At 72.4% G+C, this 19235-nt stretch carries 5 protein-coding genes; 4 read left to right on the plus strand and 1 reads right to left on the minus strand.

What is annotated here, in order from left to right; genetic code table 11:
- Positions 1-42: 42 nt before the first annotated feature.
- From LUW87_RS11615 to LUW87_RS11625, 3 genes are all read left to right on the plus strand, one after another.
- On the plus strand, positions 43-1506 hold the full coding sequence (locus LUW87_RS11615) for an amidohydrolase family protein (RefSeq protein WP_232671340.1): 1464 nt from the start codon (positions 43-45) through the stop codon (positions 1504-1506).
- Positions 1507-1570: 64 nt separating this feature from the next.
- The gene (locus LUW87_RS11620) at positions 1571-4306 is read left to right on the plus strand and encodes a helix-turn-helix transcriptional regulator (RefSeq protein WP_232671341.1); all 2736 of its coding nucleotides are present in this window, start codon (positions 1571-1573) and stop codon (positions 4304-4306) included.
- A 187-nt stretch (positions 4307-4493) separates the two neighbouring features.
- Positions 4494-14822: a fibronectin type III domain-containing protein gene (locus LUW87_RS11625; protein ID WP_232671342.1), complete on the plus strand. Its 10329-nt coding sequence runs from the start codon at positions 4494-4496 to the stop codon at positions 14820-14822.
- Positions 14823-14909: 87 nt separating this feature from the next.
- Here LUW87_RS11625 and LUW87_RS11630 read toward each other — a convergent pair whose 3' ends face one another.
- A complete protein-coding gene (locus tag LUW87_RS11630) occupies positions 14910-16610 on the minus strand; it encodes an N-acyl-D-amino-acid deacylase family protein (protein WP_232671343.1) in 1701 nt (566 codons plus the stop codon).
- 144 nt (positions 16611-16754) lie between these two features.
- Here LUW87_RS11630 and LUW87_RS11635 point away from each other — a divergent pair, with 144 nt between their 5' ends.
- A complete protein-coding gene (locus LUW87_RS11635; protein WP_232671344.1) occupies positions 16755-19169 on the plus strand; it encodes a CaiB/BaiF CoA transferase family protein in 2415 nt (804 codons plus the stop codon).
- Positions 19170-19235: the final 66 nt, after the last annotated feature.

Genomic DNA, 19235 nt, shown 5'->3' on the forward strand with positions numbered 1-19235 from the left:
GACCATCCCCGCTCCATCCCTCCGTCTCACCCAGGAGTCCCCGTGACCTCGGAATCGCAGCAGATCCGCGAGCAGCTCGACCACCCGATCATCGATGCGGACGGCCACGTGCAGGAGTATCTGCCGGCCGCCATGCCCTACCTGCGCGAGGCGCTGGGGCCGAAGAAGTTCGAGGAGTACCGGGCCCAGACCAGCCAGCACGACAGCATCATCGGTGGCCACGACTGGGAGCGCCGTCAGCGCACCCGCACACCGCAGAGCGCCTGGTGGGGCACGCCGGGCAACACCCGCGACCTCGCCACGGCCGCCATCCCGGGCCTGCTGCACGAGCGCATGGACGAGTTCGGCATCGACTACTCGATCCTCTTCCCGTCCAAGGCCCTCGGCATCGCCGGCCACGACGACGACGAGATGCGCAACGGCCTGTGCCGGGGGTTCAACGACTTCCTCTTCGACACCTACCGGCCCTACGCCGACCGGCTCACCGCCGGTGCGGTGATCCCGATGCACACGCCCGACGAGGCGTTGGTCGAGCTCGACCGTTGCGCGGCCAACGGCGTCAAGGTGGTGAGCTTCCCCGAGGGGGTGCTGCGGCCCATCGAGGAGCCGGGAGCGGCCTCGCCGTGGTTGCTGCCCGGCCAGACCCACTGGTTCGACACGTTCGGCCTCGACAGCGCCCACGACTACGACCCGGTGTGGGCCAAGTGCGTGGAGCACGGGTTCGCGGTCACCTTCCACGGCGGTCTGGGCGACCTCGCTCCCTTCACGTTCACCTCGATCAGCAGCTACGTCTACAACCACATCGGGTTCTTCGCCGAGCGCATGAACCGGCTCTGCAAGAGCCTCTTCATGGGTGGTGTCACCAACCGCTTCCCGACCCTCAACATCGCCTTCCTCGAGTGCGGCGTGGGGTGGGCGTCCAGCTTGCTCATCGACTTCATCGAGCACTGGGAGAAGCGCAACCTCGAAGCGCTCGAAGGCAACCTCGACCCGGCCCTGGTCGACCTCGACGAGTTCGAGCGGCTCATGACCTCCTACGGCGCCGACCTGCTGGTCAAGGCGGGCGACGTCGACGTGAAGGCCACCCTGCGCGACATGATCGCGGTCGGGGTCGAGCCGCCCCACCGTGACGAGTTCCGCTTCATGGGCATCGAGAAGAAGTCCGACATCCGCGACAAGTTCGTGCCCCGGTTCTTCTTCGGCTGCGAGGCCGACGACCGGGCCATCGCCTTCGCCTTCTCCGAGGCCAACGCCTTCGGCGCCCGCCTCCAGCCCATCTTCAGCTCGGACCTGGCCCACTGGGACGTCGAGGACATGGCCGGCGTGGTCGACGAGGCGCACGGCCTCGTGCGCAAGGGGTTGCTCACCGACGCCGACTTCGCCGACTTCACGTTCCACAACCCGGTGAAGCTCTTCACCCAGGGCAACCCGGGGTTCTTCGACGGCACCGTCGTCGAGTCGGCCGCCCGCAAGGCCATCGAGTCGGGAGCGGTCTCCACCGCCTGATCCAGCGCCGCGCCCCGAAGGCGGGATGTGGGAGCATCGGATTCTGGACGACACGGCGGGAAGCATGAGCAGCGACGATGAGCCGACCCACCACGGCGGAGGGGTTGCCCTGCTGGGCCGCCACGTCGTGACGGCGGAGCTGGCCGCGGGATGGCAGCGCACGCAGGCGGGCGGCGGGCAGGTCGTCGTCGTCGTCGCCGATGCGGCGATGGGCAAGTCCAGCCTCCTGCGCTGGCTCCGGGCTCACATCGGTCCCGATGGGGGGACCGTCGTGGAGGTGGTTGGGCGCGGCGGCGACCTCGCCCGTCCGCTGTCGTCGTTGGGTGAGCTCCTGGGGCGACTCCCGGACGCCGATCCCTTCGTCGCCCGCCTGGACGCGGTCGACGAGGTCGATCCGATCGTCGCCGGCCACGTCCTGCGCGAGGCGCTCGAGAGCGCGGCGCGCCTCCGACCGTTGGTTGTGCTGGTGGACGACGTCCACGACATGGACCCGGCCAGTCGCACGGCGGTGAACCTGGCCCTGAGGGGCGCCGTCGCCCCATGCCTGCTGGCCGTGGCGGCCGGCCGACCCACCGACGCGGTGATGGCCTTTGCCGAGGGCTTCCGGACCCTCCGAGTGGAGGGCTTGGAGGATGCCGACGCCCGCCGGTTGCTGCTGGCATCGGCATCGACGCAGGTGGCCGATGCGGTCCTGGTGCGCCTCCTGGAGGTCTCGCAGGGGAACCCCTTGGCCTTGCGGTCCCTGCCCGACCACCTCGAGCCGGGACACCTCGACGGCACGCAGCTCCTTCCCGAGCCGATCCCGGTGGCGGGCGACCTCCGCGATGCCTTCGAGCGACCGCTCGCCTCGCTCACCCCTCCGGCGCGTGAGCTGATCGAGCTGGCGGCCGTGAGCGCCGACGGGTCGATGGCGGTCATCGGGGCAGCCGTGCCCGGATCGATCGACGAGCTCGTGGCCGAGGTGGAGGCCGCCGGTCTCGGACACCTCGACGACGGTCGCCTCGTGTTCACCCACCCGCTGGTGCGTTCCGCGGCGGTGGTGGCGATGTCGCGGCGCCGTCGCCGAGAGCTGAACGGTCGCCTGGCGGAGGTCGCGCAGATCCCGGTCGAGACCCGTCTGCTGCACCGGGCGCACAGCATCCTCGGCCCGGACGAGGTGCTGGTCGACGCACTCGAGGACGCGGCGCGGCGCCAACGGGCTCGCGGAGGGGCCGAGGGCGCCGCCCGTCTCCTCGAGCGAGCCGTCGCCCTCTCGGGCGACGCCGACCGGTGCCAGAGGATGCGCATCGACTCCGCCGACGTGCTCGCCGTGTCCGGCAGCCACCTCGCGGCGCGCCGTCAGCTCGAGACCGTTCACGACGGGCCCGAGGACAGGGTCGGGGCGGCGCGGTGGCGGGCGATGGCCTCGATCCGGCTGGCCCGCATCGAGGCGTTGAACGGCGATCCGCTCGGCGCCTGGCAGCGGCTGCGGGAGTGCGTGGCGGTCGCCCCGGAGGCCGAGGTCGGGGTCGTCCACTCCACGATGGCCGTTCCGCTGGGGATGCTGGGCCTGGTCCGCGAGATCGAGGTCCAGGCCGCGCTCGCCATCGAGCACACCGAGCCCGGGACGGTGCCCCGCCACGTGGCGGACGTGGTGCACGCCCACGCCGTCGGAGCGACGGCGGAGGGTCGTGGTCGGCACCTCGTGGAGGCCCTCCCCGAGATCGACCTGCTGGACGCGCTCGACCACGATCCTCAGCTGGGCCTTCACCTCGGTCGCTCGTTCGGTCTGGCCGAGCGGATCGACGACGGCGTCGAGGCGCTGACGGCGCTGGCTGCCCGGGGCCGGGGTGAGCGGGCCCGGGCCTCGCTGGCCATGACCTACGGCACCTTGGGCGAGCTGCACGTCCGGGGTTGCCGCTACGACGAGGCGATCGCCAACCTCGACGAGGCGTTGGTGCTGAGCCTGGCGACCGGGCAGCGGGCGTTCGCGCCGTTCTGGTTCGCGCTCAGGGCCCGGGTTCGCTCCGTGCGCGGGGACCACGACGGGGCCAAGGCCGACCTCGACGCCGGTCTGGGCATCGCCGACGAGCTCACCCTCCTGGGGGCGCGGTACTTCCTCCTGGGGGCGGCAGGGATGGACGCCCTCACCCGGGACGCCCCGGCCGAGGCGGTCGGGTTCCTCGAGGAGTGCCGCTTCTTCGAGAACGCTGGTGGGGTCCTGTCCCCCAACCTCGGACGGTGGCGCCCCGACCTGGTGAGCGCCCACCTGGCACGCGGTGACGACGACCTGGCGTCGGAGGTGCTGGGGCCGCTGACCGACGCCGCAGCTGCGCCGGGGGCGAGCCGATGGACGCGTGGTTCGGCCGCATGGTCGGCCGGCTTGGTCGCTGCCCGCCGAGACCCGGTCGCGGGTGACCGGCTGCTGCAGGAGGCGGTCGAGATCCTCGACCCCGTGGCCGACTGCTTCGACCGCGCTCGTGCGCTGCTCGACCTGGCCCGGCTCCGGAGTCGTCGGGGTACGGCGGCCTCCGAGGAGGTGGCGGCGGAAGCCCGCTACGCCTTCCGTCGCCTCGGCTCGGTCCCCTGGGAGGACAAGGTCGCCGTCCATCGGCGAGCCGATGGTGCCGGCGGGATCGCGGAGCTGAGCCCGGCGGAGCTGCGGGTGCTGTCGGCGGTCAGCCGCGGGGCCACCAACCAGCAGATCGCGGTGCAGCTGGGGGTGAGCCCCAAGACGGTGGCCAACCACCTCTCGGCGATCTACCGGAAGCTGTCGGTGTCGTCGAGGACCGAAGCCGCACACCGCTATCTCGACCGCTGACGCGCTCCTCGCCGGAGCGGCGCCGATCACCCGCCTCGTCGCCGGCGGGGGTCGCGATGCGGGAGTCGGGAGTCGGGAGTCGCTAGGTGATATGTCCTACTGACCGGGTCGAGCGCGCTCCGTAGCTTTTGTTGCCGTGGAGATCCTGGGCGGAGAAGGACTGATCGCACGCGCACCGAGAGGGCGGGTGCGACTCTGGTGGGCGGTGGCCATGGCGGTGGTGGTGGCCGCGGCCGCGACCGGGGTGGCGGCGATCGTCGGCGCCGACGAACCGGTGTGGGACGCCGAGGACGTGCTGGTCGTCGCGGCGGTCGACGTCGACACCACGAGCGGGTCGCGAGCGGTGAGCGTGACGTGGCCGACCCCCGGGGGCACGATCGACGGCTTCGAGCTGCTCCGCGACGGTGCCGTCGTGGCCACGGCCGGCGGTGATGCGCGCGCGCTGGTCGATCCTGCCGCGCCCGAGGGCGGAGACATGGCCTACTCGGTGCGGGCCATGGCCGAGGGGAGGGAGCTGGCCGAGCTCCGAGGCCCGGAGGTCCGGATCACGGCGGACACCCTGGACTGCACCATCACCTGGACCGGTGCCGCCGGCGACGGGTGGGGTGACGATCGGAACTGGGCTCCCGTGCTGGTCGATGCCAAGGGGGATCCGACCCTGCGCAGCCCCGGGCCCGCCGACGCGGCGTGCGTCGAGGCCAACCACAACCTGCCGATCAGCATCTCGGAGAAGGAGCCGGCCGTGGGTTCGCTCGCCGCTCCGGCTGGATCGGCCGCGGCCGGGCCGTTGCGCATGGTCGACGGCGGCGGGCTCGAGGTGCTGGGGTCCTTCGACGCGCGGAACCTCCGGATCGATGGCGGGGACCTGGCGTTGCGGGCCGGCGGCGTGATCAGGGCGACCTCGACGGTGGACCTGTCGTTGCGGGGTGGCTCGCTCGACATCACCGGCACCCTGGCGGTGACCAACGGCCTGAACGGCGACGTCCGGGTGTACGACGGGGCCGTCGTCTCTCTGCACGGCGGTCGACTCCTCGTCGACGAGCTCACCATCGGGCCCCCTCGGATCGGCCTGCCCGCCGACGCCTCGCTCGTGGCCAGCGGGGGCCACGTGCTCGAGGCCTCGCGCACCTCCGTCAACGGTCGAGGCGATCTGTCCGTGGCCGGCGACGGCGGGACGCTACGCACTGGTTCGCTCGACGTGTGGCGCAACGACGGCGACGGGCGCACCTCCGTGGCCTGGGCGGTCGGTGGCGTGGGCGATGCGCTGACCCCGGACTCGATCCGCTCGCGTGCCGACAACGAGCTCGTCCTCGGCGACCTGCTGGCGATCGACGCCGGTGACGACGTCCTCGAGGGCGTCGAGCTCGACGTCGAGGGCCGTCTCGTGCTGGGCGAGAAGGTCGGGGCCATCGGCGACCTGACCCTCCAGGGCCCTGACGCCGAGCTCCTCACCGGCGGGTCGGCGGTACCGAACGCCGGCGTCGAGCACGTGGACCGTCTGAACGTGTGGTCCACTTCGACGGTCTGGCCGGGCGACCTGTCCAGTGAAGCGATCAGCCTCGACGACGCCGAGCTGTCCGTGCAGGGCGCTCTCACCGACGGGCCGGCGGACGGGTTCGAGCTGGAGATGCGCAGATCCACGCTGCGGGTCGGCGACCCGCTGGTGATCCCGCCCGGGCGGGAGCTGGCGCTGTACTTCGGGCCCTCGGTCTTCGACGGCGACCTCGTGCTCGACGGTCGGCTCCCTCTCGACCAGGCGATCGACGGGACCGAGTTCCCCTCGCTCACCGTCTCGGGTGATGTCCAGGTCCGCGACGGGGGCGAGATCACCCTGCTCCACGGCCAGGACGCACTCGAGGTCCAGGGCCGTCTCACCGTCGACCCGGATGGCGTGATCAGCGTGTGGCTGGACGAGGCACCCGATGGCCCCGTGCTGCTCGTGCCCGCCGGTGGGGCGGTGGCCGATCCTCGATCGATCGCGCTCACCGGTCCGGGCGCCGACAAGGCCGTCGTCGAGGTGCGCAACGATGGTCTCTGGGCCGTGCCCGGCGACCCCGGCGACCCCGGCGACCCGGGCGACCCGGGTGATCCGGGTGATCCGGGTGATCCGGGTGATCCGGGTGATCCGGGTGATCCGGGTGATCCGGGTGATCCGGGTGAGAAGTGCACCGAGGCCCTCCCCGGGGTCCTGGGCCTGTCGTTGACCGGGTGCTGGAGCGACCGCGGCGAGGGCGTCTACGCCGCCGGCGTGGCGGTGGCCCCGGACGGGGATCTGCCCGGCATCGGAGGGATCGTGTTCGAGCCCTCGGCGGGGGTCGAGCTCCTGCTCGACCTGTCCGAGCCCACCCAGCCTCGCCTCCGTTCGGTGCTGTCGGCCGACGAGTCCCAGCTCGGCGACACCTCGGTCACGGTCCCGCTGATCGGGCGCGACGGCGGCGACGTGGATGGTGCGTCGTTCCCCGCCTCCGACGGCTCGTCCATCGATCTGGGGACCTTCGGCGTCGACTGGCGCCTGGACCAGCCCATCGACCTCGCCTCCGTCGCCGACCTGTTCGGGCTCCCGCTGCCGGACGGCATGACCCTCCAGGTCGTGAACGACGCCTGGCTCCTCGGCGCGCCGATCCCGTTGCCGGCGGTGGTCGGTGGCCAGACGGCGGACTTCGCGGCGGTGATCAGCGACCTGGGCATCGATCCGGCCGACCTCTCCCTCGAGGGGATCGAGGACGCCGTGTTCGCCGAGCTGGCCGCCCTCCAGGACCTGGCCCTCACCTGGGCGGGCGACACCACCTGGCGCATCGTCTCGGCCATCGGCGATCCCTTCGCCATCGACGGTGAGCTCGACTACGACGGGGACCTGACGGCGGGCACCCTGGTCGTGTCCGGCCTGAGCGTGGCCGGCCTCGGTGATCCCGACGCCACCGTCACCCTCGAGTTCGACCGGTCCCAGGGCCGGTGGTCCGGCCAGTACGAGGTGGCCGACGGCCAGAGGGTGGACGTCGAGCTCGACACCGACGGCACCTCGCTGGTGGGCGGCACCGTGGCCCTCGCCGACGTCGCGTTCGGCCTGGCCACCGTCGAGGACTTCGAGATGACCTACCGGGCGGGCGTCTGGGCGTTGACGGGGACGGTGACCCACCTCGGGGGCACCGACAGCCTCATGGGGGCCCTGGTGACCGACGAGGGCGAGATCGTGAACCTGGAGGTGACGTTGACGGCCTCGTACGGTCCGTTCGGGCGCCTCGACCCGTTCTCGCTGAGCTACGCGGGTGAGGACGCCACCCTCCCGGACGGCAGCCCGGCGCCGGAGGGGGCCGAGGTCTACGCGGTGGCCGCCACGATGCACAGCGGCGGCGAGACGAGCTCGGTGGACGGGTTCATGGCCTTCGACGGCGGCGTGGTGCTCGCCGACCTCTCGGTCGACGTGGCCCTGGGCGAGCTGGCGAGCCTCGACGGTCGCCTCTCGTACGACCCGGCCAAGTCCCCGGACTGGGTGCTCGGGGGCACCGACGGCTCGGAGATGGCCACCCTGACCTGCGGCACGGGCCAGAGCGAGATCGGCGGCGCGCTGCGACTCGACGACGGGGCGCCGGTGGCCGGCCGGCTGCGGGCCACCGGCCTGTGCGTCGGCGTGGCTCAGCTCACCGAGATCGAGCTCCTGGTGGCACCCGACGAGGGCGGCACCGCCTTCGACCTCACGGCCCGGGTGGCCCAGGCGACCGACGAGGACGCGGTGGTCACCGGCCGTCTCCACTTCGTGGAGGGACGCATCGAGGAAGGCGCGCTGGCCATCCCCGAGACGACCATCGAGGGCCTCGTCACCCTCCCCGAGACCTTCCTCGCCGTCACCCGCGACGGGGACGTCGAGCGCTGGGAAGCCACGATCCGGGGCGGGCCCCTGCGTGAGCTGGAGCTGGCCTTCGACGACGGCGCCCTGGTCGCCGGCGACCTGTGGCTCGCACCCGAGGACGACGACGGACCCCCCGTGGTCTCGTGGGGCGACTGGCTCGCGGTGGAGTCGCTGCGGCTCACGTTCGACGGGGACGCCGGGACGTGGGCGGTCGAGGGGAACCTGGCCGAGCCCGACGCCGAGATCACCGGCGAGCTGGTGGTCGACGACGGACGGGTGCTGAGCGGCGCCCTGCAGATCGACGGGGTCGAGATCGGCCCCCTCGCCCAGGTCGACCTCACCCTCACCGTCGACGCGGTGGTGGACCGCCGCCTGGCCCTCACCGGAGAGGTGCGCGGCAAGGCCTTCGAAGGCGATCGGGCCGTCAGCGGCGAGCTGGTGTTCACCTCCGGCGGGCAGCTCGAGTCCGGGTTCCTGAGCCTGTCGGCGCTGCCCATCGGTGAGCTGGCCACCGTGGAAGACGTCGAGATCGCCTTCACCCTCGGCACCTCGTGGGCCCTGTCCGGGACGATCCTCGACGCCAACGGGAAGCTCCTCAACGACGTGGAGGGCCTGCTCGAGTACGACGAGGGCTTCCTGACGGCCGCCGAGCTGGAGGTGGGCACCCTCTCGCTGGGCGTGGCCACCATCGACGACCTCGAGCTCGAGCTGACCCGCTCGCAGGACGACACCAACCGCACCGGTTCCTACGCCATCTCCGGGCTGGTCGACGTCCCCGCCGTCACCACCCCGGACAAGGGCCTCGAAGCCGGCCCGCCCGAGCCGGTGACCGGCTCGCTCACCATGGTCGACGGCCGCATCGAGTCCATGCAGCTCGGCGTGCCCATGCTCCAGCTCGGCGGCCTGGCCTACCTCGAGGACCTGGAGCTGGGCTACGACCACGACGAGGCCGACGACCTCGCAACCGTCTCCGGCGCCGCCGGGCTCGTCACCGCCGGCGACCTCCCACGCGTCGATGCCAGCCTCGGGCTCACCTTCCGTGACGGTCGCATCGTCGACGCCACGGTCGAGGCCGACGGCCTGCCCCTCGGTGGTCTCTTCAAGCTCTCCGACCTGAGCCTCACCACCGATGCGGCGCTCACCGAGTGCCCGGGACTCGAGCGCGAGGTCCCCGACCCCGCTCGTCCCGAGCTGCGCCTCTGGGCGGTGAGCGCCGTCGTCGGCCAGGACGAGGTGCCGGTGACGGGCTGCCTGGGCATCGAGGACGGCACCCTCGTCGCCGCCCAGCTCGGCCTCGGTTCGGTGGAGCTCACCGAGCTCTTCCGCTTCGAGGACCTGCTCCTCACCTACGAGGGCTTGGAACAGGCGACGCTGCCCACCACGGAGGGTGGGGAGGCCGTGCTCGACCGCACCGTGCTCGCCCTCTCCGGCACCGTGATCACCGGCGAGAGCGACACCCGCACGTTCGCCGGCCAGGCGGCGGTCATGGACGGCGGTCTCGAGTCGCTCGAGCTCTCCATGTCGACGTTGCCGTTGGTCGGCGGCGTCGAGCTGCGCCAGCTCCGCATCGCCTACGACCAGAGCGGCCGCTGGGACGGCGAGAGCGACACCACCTTCGCCCTCAGCGGCCAGGCCGTGCACGGGGGCGGCACCACCGCGGTGTCGGGCAGCTTCAGCCTGGCGCCCGAAGGCCGTGGTGGCCGGGTGCAGGCCGCCTCGATCGACATCCACGAGCTGCCGGTCGGGCCCCTCCTGCTCAACCGCTTCGGACTCGTCTACACCGCGGACGAGGGTGGGTCGGGCTGGGCCATCGGCGGTTCGGTGACCGTTCCCGGCGGCGAGACCTTCGCCATCGACGGTGAGGCGGTCGTGGCCGAGGGCCGGCTGGTGTCGGCCACCATGACCATCCCGCGCCTGCCGATCTACGACCAGCTCCAGCTCGCCGACATGGAGTTCGCCTACTCCTTCGACGACAAGACCGGTCTCACCAGCTGGTCGGGATCGGGGGAGGTGGAGGGCTTCGGCAGCGGGAAGGGGCCCGCGGCCAGCGTGGATCTGGTCATCGACGGGCAGGGCCGTCTGGTCGACGGCGAGATCCTCGCCGAGCGCGTCGAGTGGGACGGGTTGCTCACCCTCGAGCAGTTCCGGCTCATCACCGCCGACACCGACGACGGGCGGATCTGGGATGTGTCCGCCGCAGTGCTCTCGCCCCAGGGGGCATCGAGCTCGCTGACCGGCAGCGTCACGCTCGAGGACGGCCGCGTCATGGCCGGGAACCTCTCGGTGACGGGCCTCTCCATCGCCGGGCTGGTGGAGGTCGAGGAGCTGTCGCTCTCCGCCTCCACCGAAGGGGACACCACCACCTGGGCCGGCGCCCTGCTGGCGCGCAGCGGCGGCTTCGAGGCGGAGGGGTCGGCCACCATGACCTGGGCGGACGGTCGCCTCGCCGAGGCCAGCCTGGCGCTGGGCGACGTGCGCCTCGGCGAGACCCTCACCATCGAGCAGTTCCAGCTCGACTTCCCCGCCGACGTCGACGGGTTGCCCGGGTGGGCGGCCAAGGGCAGCGTGCGCCACGAGGGCGGGCTCAGCACCCTCGGGGGTGAGCTGGCCTTCGTGGACGGCCTGCCCCACCGCGGCGAACTGGTCGCCGAGAACCTCCAGTTCGGCCCGCTGGCCCTCGACGACTTCTCCCTCGCGGTGACCGACGGCGAGGTGGACTCCTGCGACACGACCGTCGGCGCCGACGCGGGAAGCGTGGTCTACGCCCTCGGGGCCACCATCGGCTACGGCGACGGGAACACCTCCAGCGCCGGCGGCCACATGGAGCTCACCGACGGCCGGATGACCGACGCCGCCCTCTGCGGCGACGGGATCCGCATGACCGAGCTGGCCGTGCTCGACGACGTGCACCTGTCCTACCGCGCGGCGACCGTCGACCGTCCGCTGGAGCGCTGGAGCGGTGCGGCCACCGTGCGCGACGGAGAGGGCGGGCTCGCCACCGCGTCGCTGGACTTCGCCATCCTCGACCGCCAGCTCCAGTCGCTGCACCTGCAGGCCGGTGGGATCGAACTGGCCGGGATGCTCGACCTGCGCGACGTGGAGATCGCGTACGACCGTTCCGCCACGGGCACGGACTGGTTCCTCGCCGCCCATCTCGCCCGCCCGGGCCAGGCCGGTTCGCAGGTCGCGGGCTCGCTGGCCGTGGAGCGGGGCACCATCGTCGGTGGCTCCATCCAGATCGACAGCCTGCCCCTCGGCGACCTCACCGTGCTCGAGGACCTCTCCATCGACTACGTCGGCCGTCGGATACCGCGGATTCTGCCGCTGGAAGCCGAATCGGCACCGTTCGGGATGATGGGCGGCACCACCGAGTGCTCCCAGGTCCCGACGGGGCCCAACGTGCCGGGTGGGCAGCCGACCACCGAAGGGGCCGAGTCCTACTACGCGGTCAGCACCTCGGTCACCCACGACGGCGAGACCTACCAAGGGCGGGGCTCGCTCGGGTTCGCCGACGGACGCCTGTCCGGGTTCGACGTGTCGGTGGCCTGCCTGCCCATCGGCGACTTCGTGCGGCTGGAGAACGCCCGGGTGGCCTTCACCCAGGAGGGCTCCTTCCGCCTCGGTGGTCGTGTGGGCCTCGAGGACCGCCTGGTCACCTTCTACGGGTCGATGACCTTCGACGAGGGCCGGGTGGTCGGTGGCGGCCTCAAGATCGGACACGTACCGCTGGGGGTCACCACCATCGAGCTGCTCGAGTTCCAGGTCGGACAGAACCCCGACGGCAGCTCCACGTGGGCGGCCGGGCTCAGCATCTCCGGGCCGGAGGGCAACACCATCGGGGGGTCGGGCTCGATCGAGATGGACGAGGGCCGCATGACCGGCGGCTCGTTGACGATCGACGAGCTCCCGGTGGCCGGCCTGTTCACCATCGAGGACCTCGGGGTCTCCTTCGAGGAGACGCCCGACGGCACCAGGCTGTCGGGCAACGGTGGCGTGGCCCGGGCCGGGAGCTCCGAGCCGTCCACCCTCGCCTTCAGCCTCGACTTCGACGGTGGGCGGGTGGTCGGCGGCTCCCTGGCGGCCCAGAACATCCTCTTCTTCGACGCGCTGCCCATCCACTCGTTCTCGATGGGCTTCAGCCCCGACGGCGGCTGGCAGGGCTCCATCGGCACGGCGGTGGACAACCTGCCCTGGGCGCCCTCGATCGTGGTGGGGATGGACGTCGTCGACGGTCGTCTCATCGGCGGCGAGCTCGGCTTCGATGCCGACGGTGACGACGAGCCGGACCCGCCGAGCGCCAACGGCGTCCCGGCGTCGGGCAACGGCGCGCTCACGGCGTTCCCGCTCAAGGGCCTCTACATCAGCCTCTGTCCCGACGGGTCGACCCGAGCCGGTTGCGACGGCGAGGGCGACGTGTGGGAGGGCGCCATCGCCATCGAGCTGCCCACCCCCAACCCGGTGGGCATCGCCGGCTCGATCCGCCTTCGCGACAACAAGCTGGTGGGGGCCTCGCTCTCGGCCAGCGGGCTGGGCCTGCCGCTGTTCCCCGGGGTGACGCTCGACAGCGTCGGCGCCACGCTCAGGAAGGACCCCAACCTGTTCCTGCAGGGCGACATGGGCGCCCGGGTCGGACCGCCGGCGGTGCCGTTCATGCAGCTCGACGGCTCGGTCAGCCTCGAGGAGCAGCCCGACTGGGACCCGTCCACGCCCTACGACGAGTACCAGGCCGAATGGCTGGAGTTCATGCTGCGGGCCAACGCCGAGCTCTTCGGCCTGCCGGTCGACGCCCAGGGCTACATCAAGATCCAGACCCGCGGCTTCGTCGGCATGGGTGGCCGCGTCGTGGCCCAGCCGGTGGCGCCGATCACCATCTTCGGCCAGGTCGACGCATCGGTGTTCCGCTCCCAGGCCATCGGCGCCACCAACCCCGACACGGGCGAACCGCTCAGAGGCTTCGGGTTCCAGGCCGAGGGCTCGGTGGGCGCCACCCTCTTCGGTTGGGAGGTGGCCGGGGCGGGCGTGCTGATCAACACCGTGGGCCTGGGCGCCTGCGCCTCGTTGGGCGGTGAACAGGGCCTGAACGTCGGCGGCGGCTTCTACTGGGACCGTCCGCTGCGTTCGCTGCGCTTCAAGTGCGACATGGGTCGCTACCTCATCGTGGAGGCGGCCGAGCTCAGCGAGTTCTCCAGCAACCAGGTGCAGGGCAACCAGGTGCAGAGCGAGCTGGTCTCGACCCCGCAGAACGAGGCGCCGACCCACGCCTTCGCCATCGGGCCGGACGAGAAGATGCTCGGCGTGCAGCTCTTCAGCGACGCCGGCGTGCCCGACTACGCCCTCGTGGCCCCTGACGGCACCCGCTACGAGGACGTCACCGACGGCGCCCCCGACGAGGAGGGCTACCTGCTCTTCCGGGGTGACCGCCAACAGCACGTCCTGGTGCTCGAGCCGGCGGAGGGCACGTGGACCCTGGTGCCTCGGGAGGGCTCCGCCGAGGTGGCCGAGGTGGTCACGTCGGCCGCTCTGCCGCCCGTGGACGTGACGAGCACCATCGAGGCCCTCGACGGCCGCCACGCGATCGACTACCGCATCGGCCGCATCGAGGGCCAGGAGGTGGCGTTCTTCGAACGCACCAAGGATCCCGACGACGAGTTCATCGCCCCGCTCGGCGGGGTGAAGGCCGGCTCCGACGGTGCCCGGCCGGCGGCGTCGGCGCCGGCGGCGGTGAACGGGGCGGTCCCGATGATCCCGGCGGCCACCGGTGATGAGCTGGGCGACGAGGTCGGTCGGCTCGAGTTCACGCCGACCGGGTCGGCCGAGGCCTCCGAACGAGAGGTCGTGGCGGTGATCTCCCAGGACGGGATCCCGCGCGAGGAGGTGGTGGTCGGCAGCTACACGGCGCCGGCAGCCACCCCGGCGGGTGCCCCCACCGATCTGGAGGTCACCGAGGTCGAGGGCGGGGTGCAGGTGCGCTGGTCGCCGCCGACCGACGACGGGGGCCGGCTGGTCCTCGGCTACCGGATCCAGTCCGATGTCGGGCTCAGCGTCGGCACCGAGGCGGACCAGACCGAGGTCTTCCTGCCCGTCCCGGCCATGGCCCCGGGCAAGGAGGTGCCCGTGGCCGTCGAGGCGGTCACCGGTGCAGGGTTCGGCGAGCCGGCCATCACGAGCTTCGTGGCCACCCAGACCACCGAGCTGCAGTACATCTCCCTGGCCACGAGCCAGCCCACCGATCCGACGGACCCCACCGACCCCACCGACCCCACCGACCCCACGGACCCCACCGACCCCACGGACCCCACCGACCCGACGGATCCGACCGATCCGACGGATCCGACCGATCCGACCGATCCGACCGATCCGACCGACCCGACGGTTCCGGGGCCCACCGACCCGGGCCCGTCGACACCGGCCCCCGGTGACCCACCGGCCGGTGGGGGCGCCCCCCGGGTCCCCGGGCCCGACGAGCTCGCCCTGGGCGAGACGCCTCCGACGGGGAGCAGCGGCCCGTTGTCGATGCCGGCCGAGGCTCGCCGGAGCTCCGGTGACCTGGTCGTCACCGGTTCCTCGGGCACCGTCCCGGTGCTGCTGGTGGCCCTGGCCCTGATGATGGGCGGCGGCGTGGTCGCCGTCGTCGCCTGGTGGCGGCGCGACCCTCTCGAGGTCGACTGACCGGCTCCGGGCCGCGGCCTCCCACCGATGCCCGCACGGCGACCCGGACCGGTCGTCGTGCGGGGCCGGTGGTGCCAGGGCGGAGGTTCAGGCGAAGTCGCGCAGCAGGCCGCCCGGGCGCACGCCGTCGAGGTCGCGCCCGTCGCGCCGGATGGCGGTCCCGTTGACCCACACGTGCTCGATGCCGGTGCTGTGGGCCACCAGGCGGTCGGCTCCGCCGGGGAAGTCGGTGACGCGCTCGGATGGGCCGGTGCCCACGGTGGCGGGGTCGAAGGCGACCAGGTCGGCCGCCCGGCCCTCGGCGATGCGGCCCCGGTCGGCCAGCCCGTAGACCTCGGCCGGTTGGCCGGTGAGGCGCCAGACGGCCTGCTCGAGGGTGAGGTCGCCGCGAGCGCGGTGGAACTCGGCCAGGAGGTGGGTGGAGAAGTTGGCGTCGCACAGCTGGCTGGTGTGCGCTCCGGCGTCGGAGAGCCCCAGCAGGAAGGTCGGGTTCTGCAGCAACGTGGCGATCTGGTCGTCGTCGTCGTTGACCATGATCATGCGGAAACGGGTCTGGAGGTCCTCGGCGAGGGCGAGGTCGGCCATGACCGACACCGGGTTGCCGTCGCCCTCGGCGGCCATCTCGCCGAGGGTGGGGCCGTCGACGAGCTCGTGGTGCACCGAGGTCTCGGCGACCGTGACGTCGAGGAGCTTGTTGCCCCAGCGGGCCTGCATCCCCTCCCACGCCCGGTCGCGCCAGGCGGCGTCGGCGTACAGGGCGGGGCGGTCGGCGCGCTCGAGGCCGAGGATCTCCTCGAACGCGGGCACGTTGGCGAACGGGGCCGGATCGGACAGCTGGAGCTGGATCATGATCGGCCGGCACGACACCTGGGGGTGCACCGGCCCACCGGCGGCGGCCACGCGAGCCACCACGTCGTCGGTGTAGGCGGGGTTCTCCTTCACGGTCATCAGCGCCGCCCACGACACCGGACGGTCGATGTCCTTGGCGATCTCGGCGAACTCCTCCACGAACAGGTCCGGGCCCCAGGTGGACTCGAAGGTGCCCTTGTCCTTGTCGCCCAGGACCCCCGCGAGGGTGCGGATCTCGTCGAGGTCGGCCAGGCGGCTGGGGACGGGCTTGCCGTAGGCGCCGATGTGGGACTCGGTTCGTGAGCTGGACAGGCCGACGGCCCCGGCGTCGATGCCTTCGGCCAGCAGCGCTCGCATCTGCTCGACCTCCTCGGGGGTGGCGGCCCGTTCGGTGGCGTCGGTGCCCATCACGTAGAAGCGCAGCGGCGTGTGCCCGAACAGGGCGGCCAGGTTCAGCCGCGTGGGGGCGGCGTCGAGGGCGTCGAGGTACTCCGGGAACGTCTCGAACGTCCACGGCAGACCTTCCTCGAGGGCGGACAACGTCATCCCCTCGACGTTCTCCAGCGTGCGCAGGATGATCTCGCGGTGCTCGGGCCGGGTCGGCGCGATGCCGAACCCGCAGTTGCCCATGATCACGGTGGTGACGCCGTGCCAGGAGGAGGGGGTGACGTCGCGATCCCACAGGACCTGGGCGTCGTAGTGGGTGTGGGGGTCGATGAAGCCGGGGCTGAGCACCAGCCCGGTGAGGTCGACGGTCTCGGTCGCGGCCACGTCGAGATCGGGGCCGACGGCCACGATGCGGCCGTCGCGCACGGCGACGTCGCCCGGTCGGGCCGGGCCTCCGGTGCCATCCACCAGCGTCGCCCCGGTGAGCAACAGGTCCACGGATTCGGGCACGGTGTCCCCCTCGTCGTCGGTGTGGGCGGCGGGTTCCGCCACCGCCCATCCACCCTAACGCTCATTTGGTCGCGCTGCTGAGGCGCGGCCCGGGCGCGGCCGTGTCGTCAGGACGGTGGCACGACGCCCCGGTTCGTGATCGGATGCCCAGGGGCCGTCGGGGGACGGCCAGCGAAGGGGGACCACGTGGGCGACACCACCAAGGGCACGACCTGGCCATCGGGAGCGGCGGCGCCGCTCGGGCATCTGCGGGTCGTCGAGGGGGCGCTCGGCATCGCCGGCGGCTACGCCGGGAAGCTGTTCGCCGATGCCGGGGCCGAGGTGATCAAGGTGGAGCCCGAGGGCGGCGACCCGCTGCGGCGGTGGTCGGCCACGGGCGCCGAGCTGGGGAGCGCCGACGGCGCCCTGTTCCAGCACCTGGCGGCCGGCAAGCGGTCGGTCGTGGGCGCTGTCGGCGACCCCGGGGTGGAGGACCTGTTGGCCTCGGCCGACCTCTTCATCGATGGTGGCGAGGTCGACGTCGAGGCCGTGCGGTCCCGCCACCCGCACCTCGTCGTGCTCACCGTGACGCCCTACGGCCGCACCGGCCCCTATGCATCGCGCCCGGCCACCGAGTTCACGGTGCAGGCCGAGTGCGGGTCGCTGGCGGCGCGGGGCGCCCCCGAGCGACCCCCCGTCCAGGCCGGGGGCCGCATCGCCGAGTGGGCGGGCGGGCTCTACGGCGCGCCGGCCGCCCTCGCCGCGATCGGGGAGGCCCGCCGCACCGGGGAGGGCGCGGTGATCGACGCCTCCTGGGTGGAGGCCATGACCCTTTCCACCAACCTGTTCGCCGATCCCATGTTCTCGATCATGGGCATGGTCCCGCCCATGGTCCCCCGCAACGTGGAGACGCCGTCCATCCACCCCACGGCCGACGGGTGGGTGGGGTTCAACACCAACGGACCCAACCACGCCGAGGCCTTCCTCCGCCTCATCGAGCGCCCCGAGCTCATCGACGACGGTTTCGTGAACGCCGCCCAGCGCATGGCCGACCGGGCGACCTTCGAGAGCTGGGTCAACGAGTGGACCTCGGTGCGCACCACGGCCGAGGTGCTCGATGCCGCCGCCGCCCTCCGGGTGCCTGCGGCGCGGGTGAACGACGCCCGCACGATCCTCGACGAGGAGCAGCTCGTCGCTCGTGACTTCTTCCGCCCCTCGGCGAACGGCGACTTCCGGGCGCCGAGCCCCCACTACCTGTTCGACGGCGAACGACCGCCCACCGGTCGACCGGTTCCGGGCGTGGGAGCCGACGACGGAGCCGTGGCCGACCGGGACCGACCGGAGCCGACCGAGCCCGACGGCCCGGCGCGGCTCCCCCTCGAGGGCCTCAAGGTCCTCGACGTCACCTTCTGGTGGGCCGGTCCCTCGAACACCCAGCTGCTCGGCGCCCTCGGGGCCGACGTCGTGCACGTCGAGTCGATCGCCCACCCCGATCCGATGCGCTACGCCGCCGCGGTGATGTTCCTCGACCGCGAGCGGTGGTGGGAGCTCAGCTCGTTCTACCTCACCATCAACACCGACAAGCGGGGCATCACCCTCGATCTCGGCGACCCGGAGGGCGTGGCCCTGGCCGAGCGCCTCATCGAGTGGGCCGATGTGGTGGTCGAGAACTACACGCCGCGCGTCATGCCCAAGTTCGGCCTCGGGTGGGACGTGGTCCACGCGCTGAACCCCCGGGCGATCATGGTGCGGATGCCGGCCTTCGGTCTCGACGGCCCCTGGGCCGAACGTCTGGGCTTCGCCCAGAACATGGAGCAGATGTCGGGCATGGCCACTGTCACCGGTCATCCCGACGCCGAGCCTCTCGTCCCGCGCGGGCCGTGCGATCCGCTCGGTGGGGCCCATGCCGCCTTCGCCACCCTGGCTGCGCTCGCTCGCCGGGAGCAGACCGGGGAGGGCCTGCTGGTCGAGGTGCCGCTGATCGAAGGGGCGCTCAACCTCACCGCCGAACAGGTCGTCGAGTACACCAGCAACGGAGGTCTGCTCGGTCGGGAGGGCAACCGGTCGCCGCACTGCGCCCCACAGGGCATCTACCCCGGTGCCGACCACGGCCGGTCCGACACTCCCGGCGGCGAGGACTGGGTGGCGGTGTCCGTCGCCACCGACGAGCAGTGGTCGACCCTGTGCCGTCTGATCGGTCGCGACGACTGGGCGACCGACGCAGCGTTGGCCACGCTCGCCGGCCGGCGGGCCCGCCACGACGAGCTCGACGAAGGCCTCCGGGCGTGGATCGAGACCCGCCCCTCGGCGGTGGCGGTCGACGAGTTGGTGGCGGCGGGCGTGCCCGCGGCCACCCTGGCCGACCCGCGATCGGTGCACACCCACCCCCACCTGGTCGACCGGGGCTTCATCGAGACCGTCCCCCACGTCACCCAGGGCAGCCTCGAGCTCTTCTCCATGCCGTTTCGCATGTCCGGGGTCGGCCACTGGATCACCCGGCCGGCACCGACCATGGGGGAGCACAACTCCGAGATCCTCGGCGGCCTCCTGGGCCTCGACGACGCCGAGCTGGGCCGTCTCACCGAGGCCGGGGTCATCGGCGACCGGCCGGCGGGCACCTGAGCCGGCCCGGCCGTCGGTGTGCCCGACGTCATGGGGTTAGGTCCCGGCCTCCGGGAAGGGTCGGCG

Source organism: Rhabdothermincola salaria, from assembly GCF_021246445.1.
GTDB classification, from domain to species: domain Bacteria; phylum Actinomycetota; class Acidimicrobiia; order Acidimicrobiales; family Acidimicrobilacustridaceae; genus Rhabdothermincola_A; species Rhabdothermincola_A salaria.

What these genes read in the sequence shown, in the direction of transcription:
- LUW87_RS11620 (WP_232671341.1), top strand. Translation starts at nt 1,571, where the DNA reads ATGAGCAGCGACGATGAGCCGACCCACCACGGCGGAGGGGTTGCCCTG.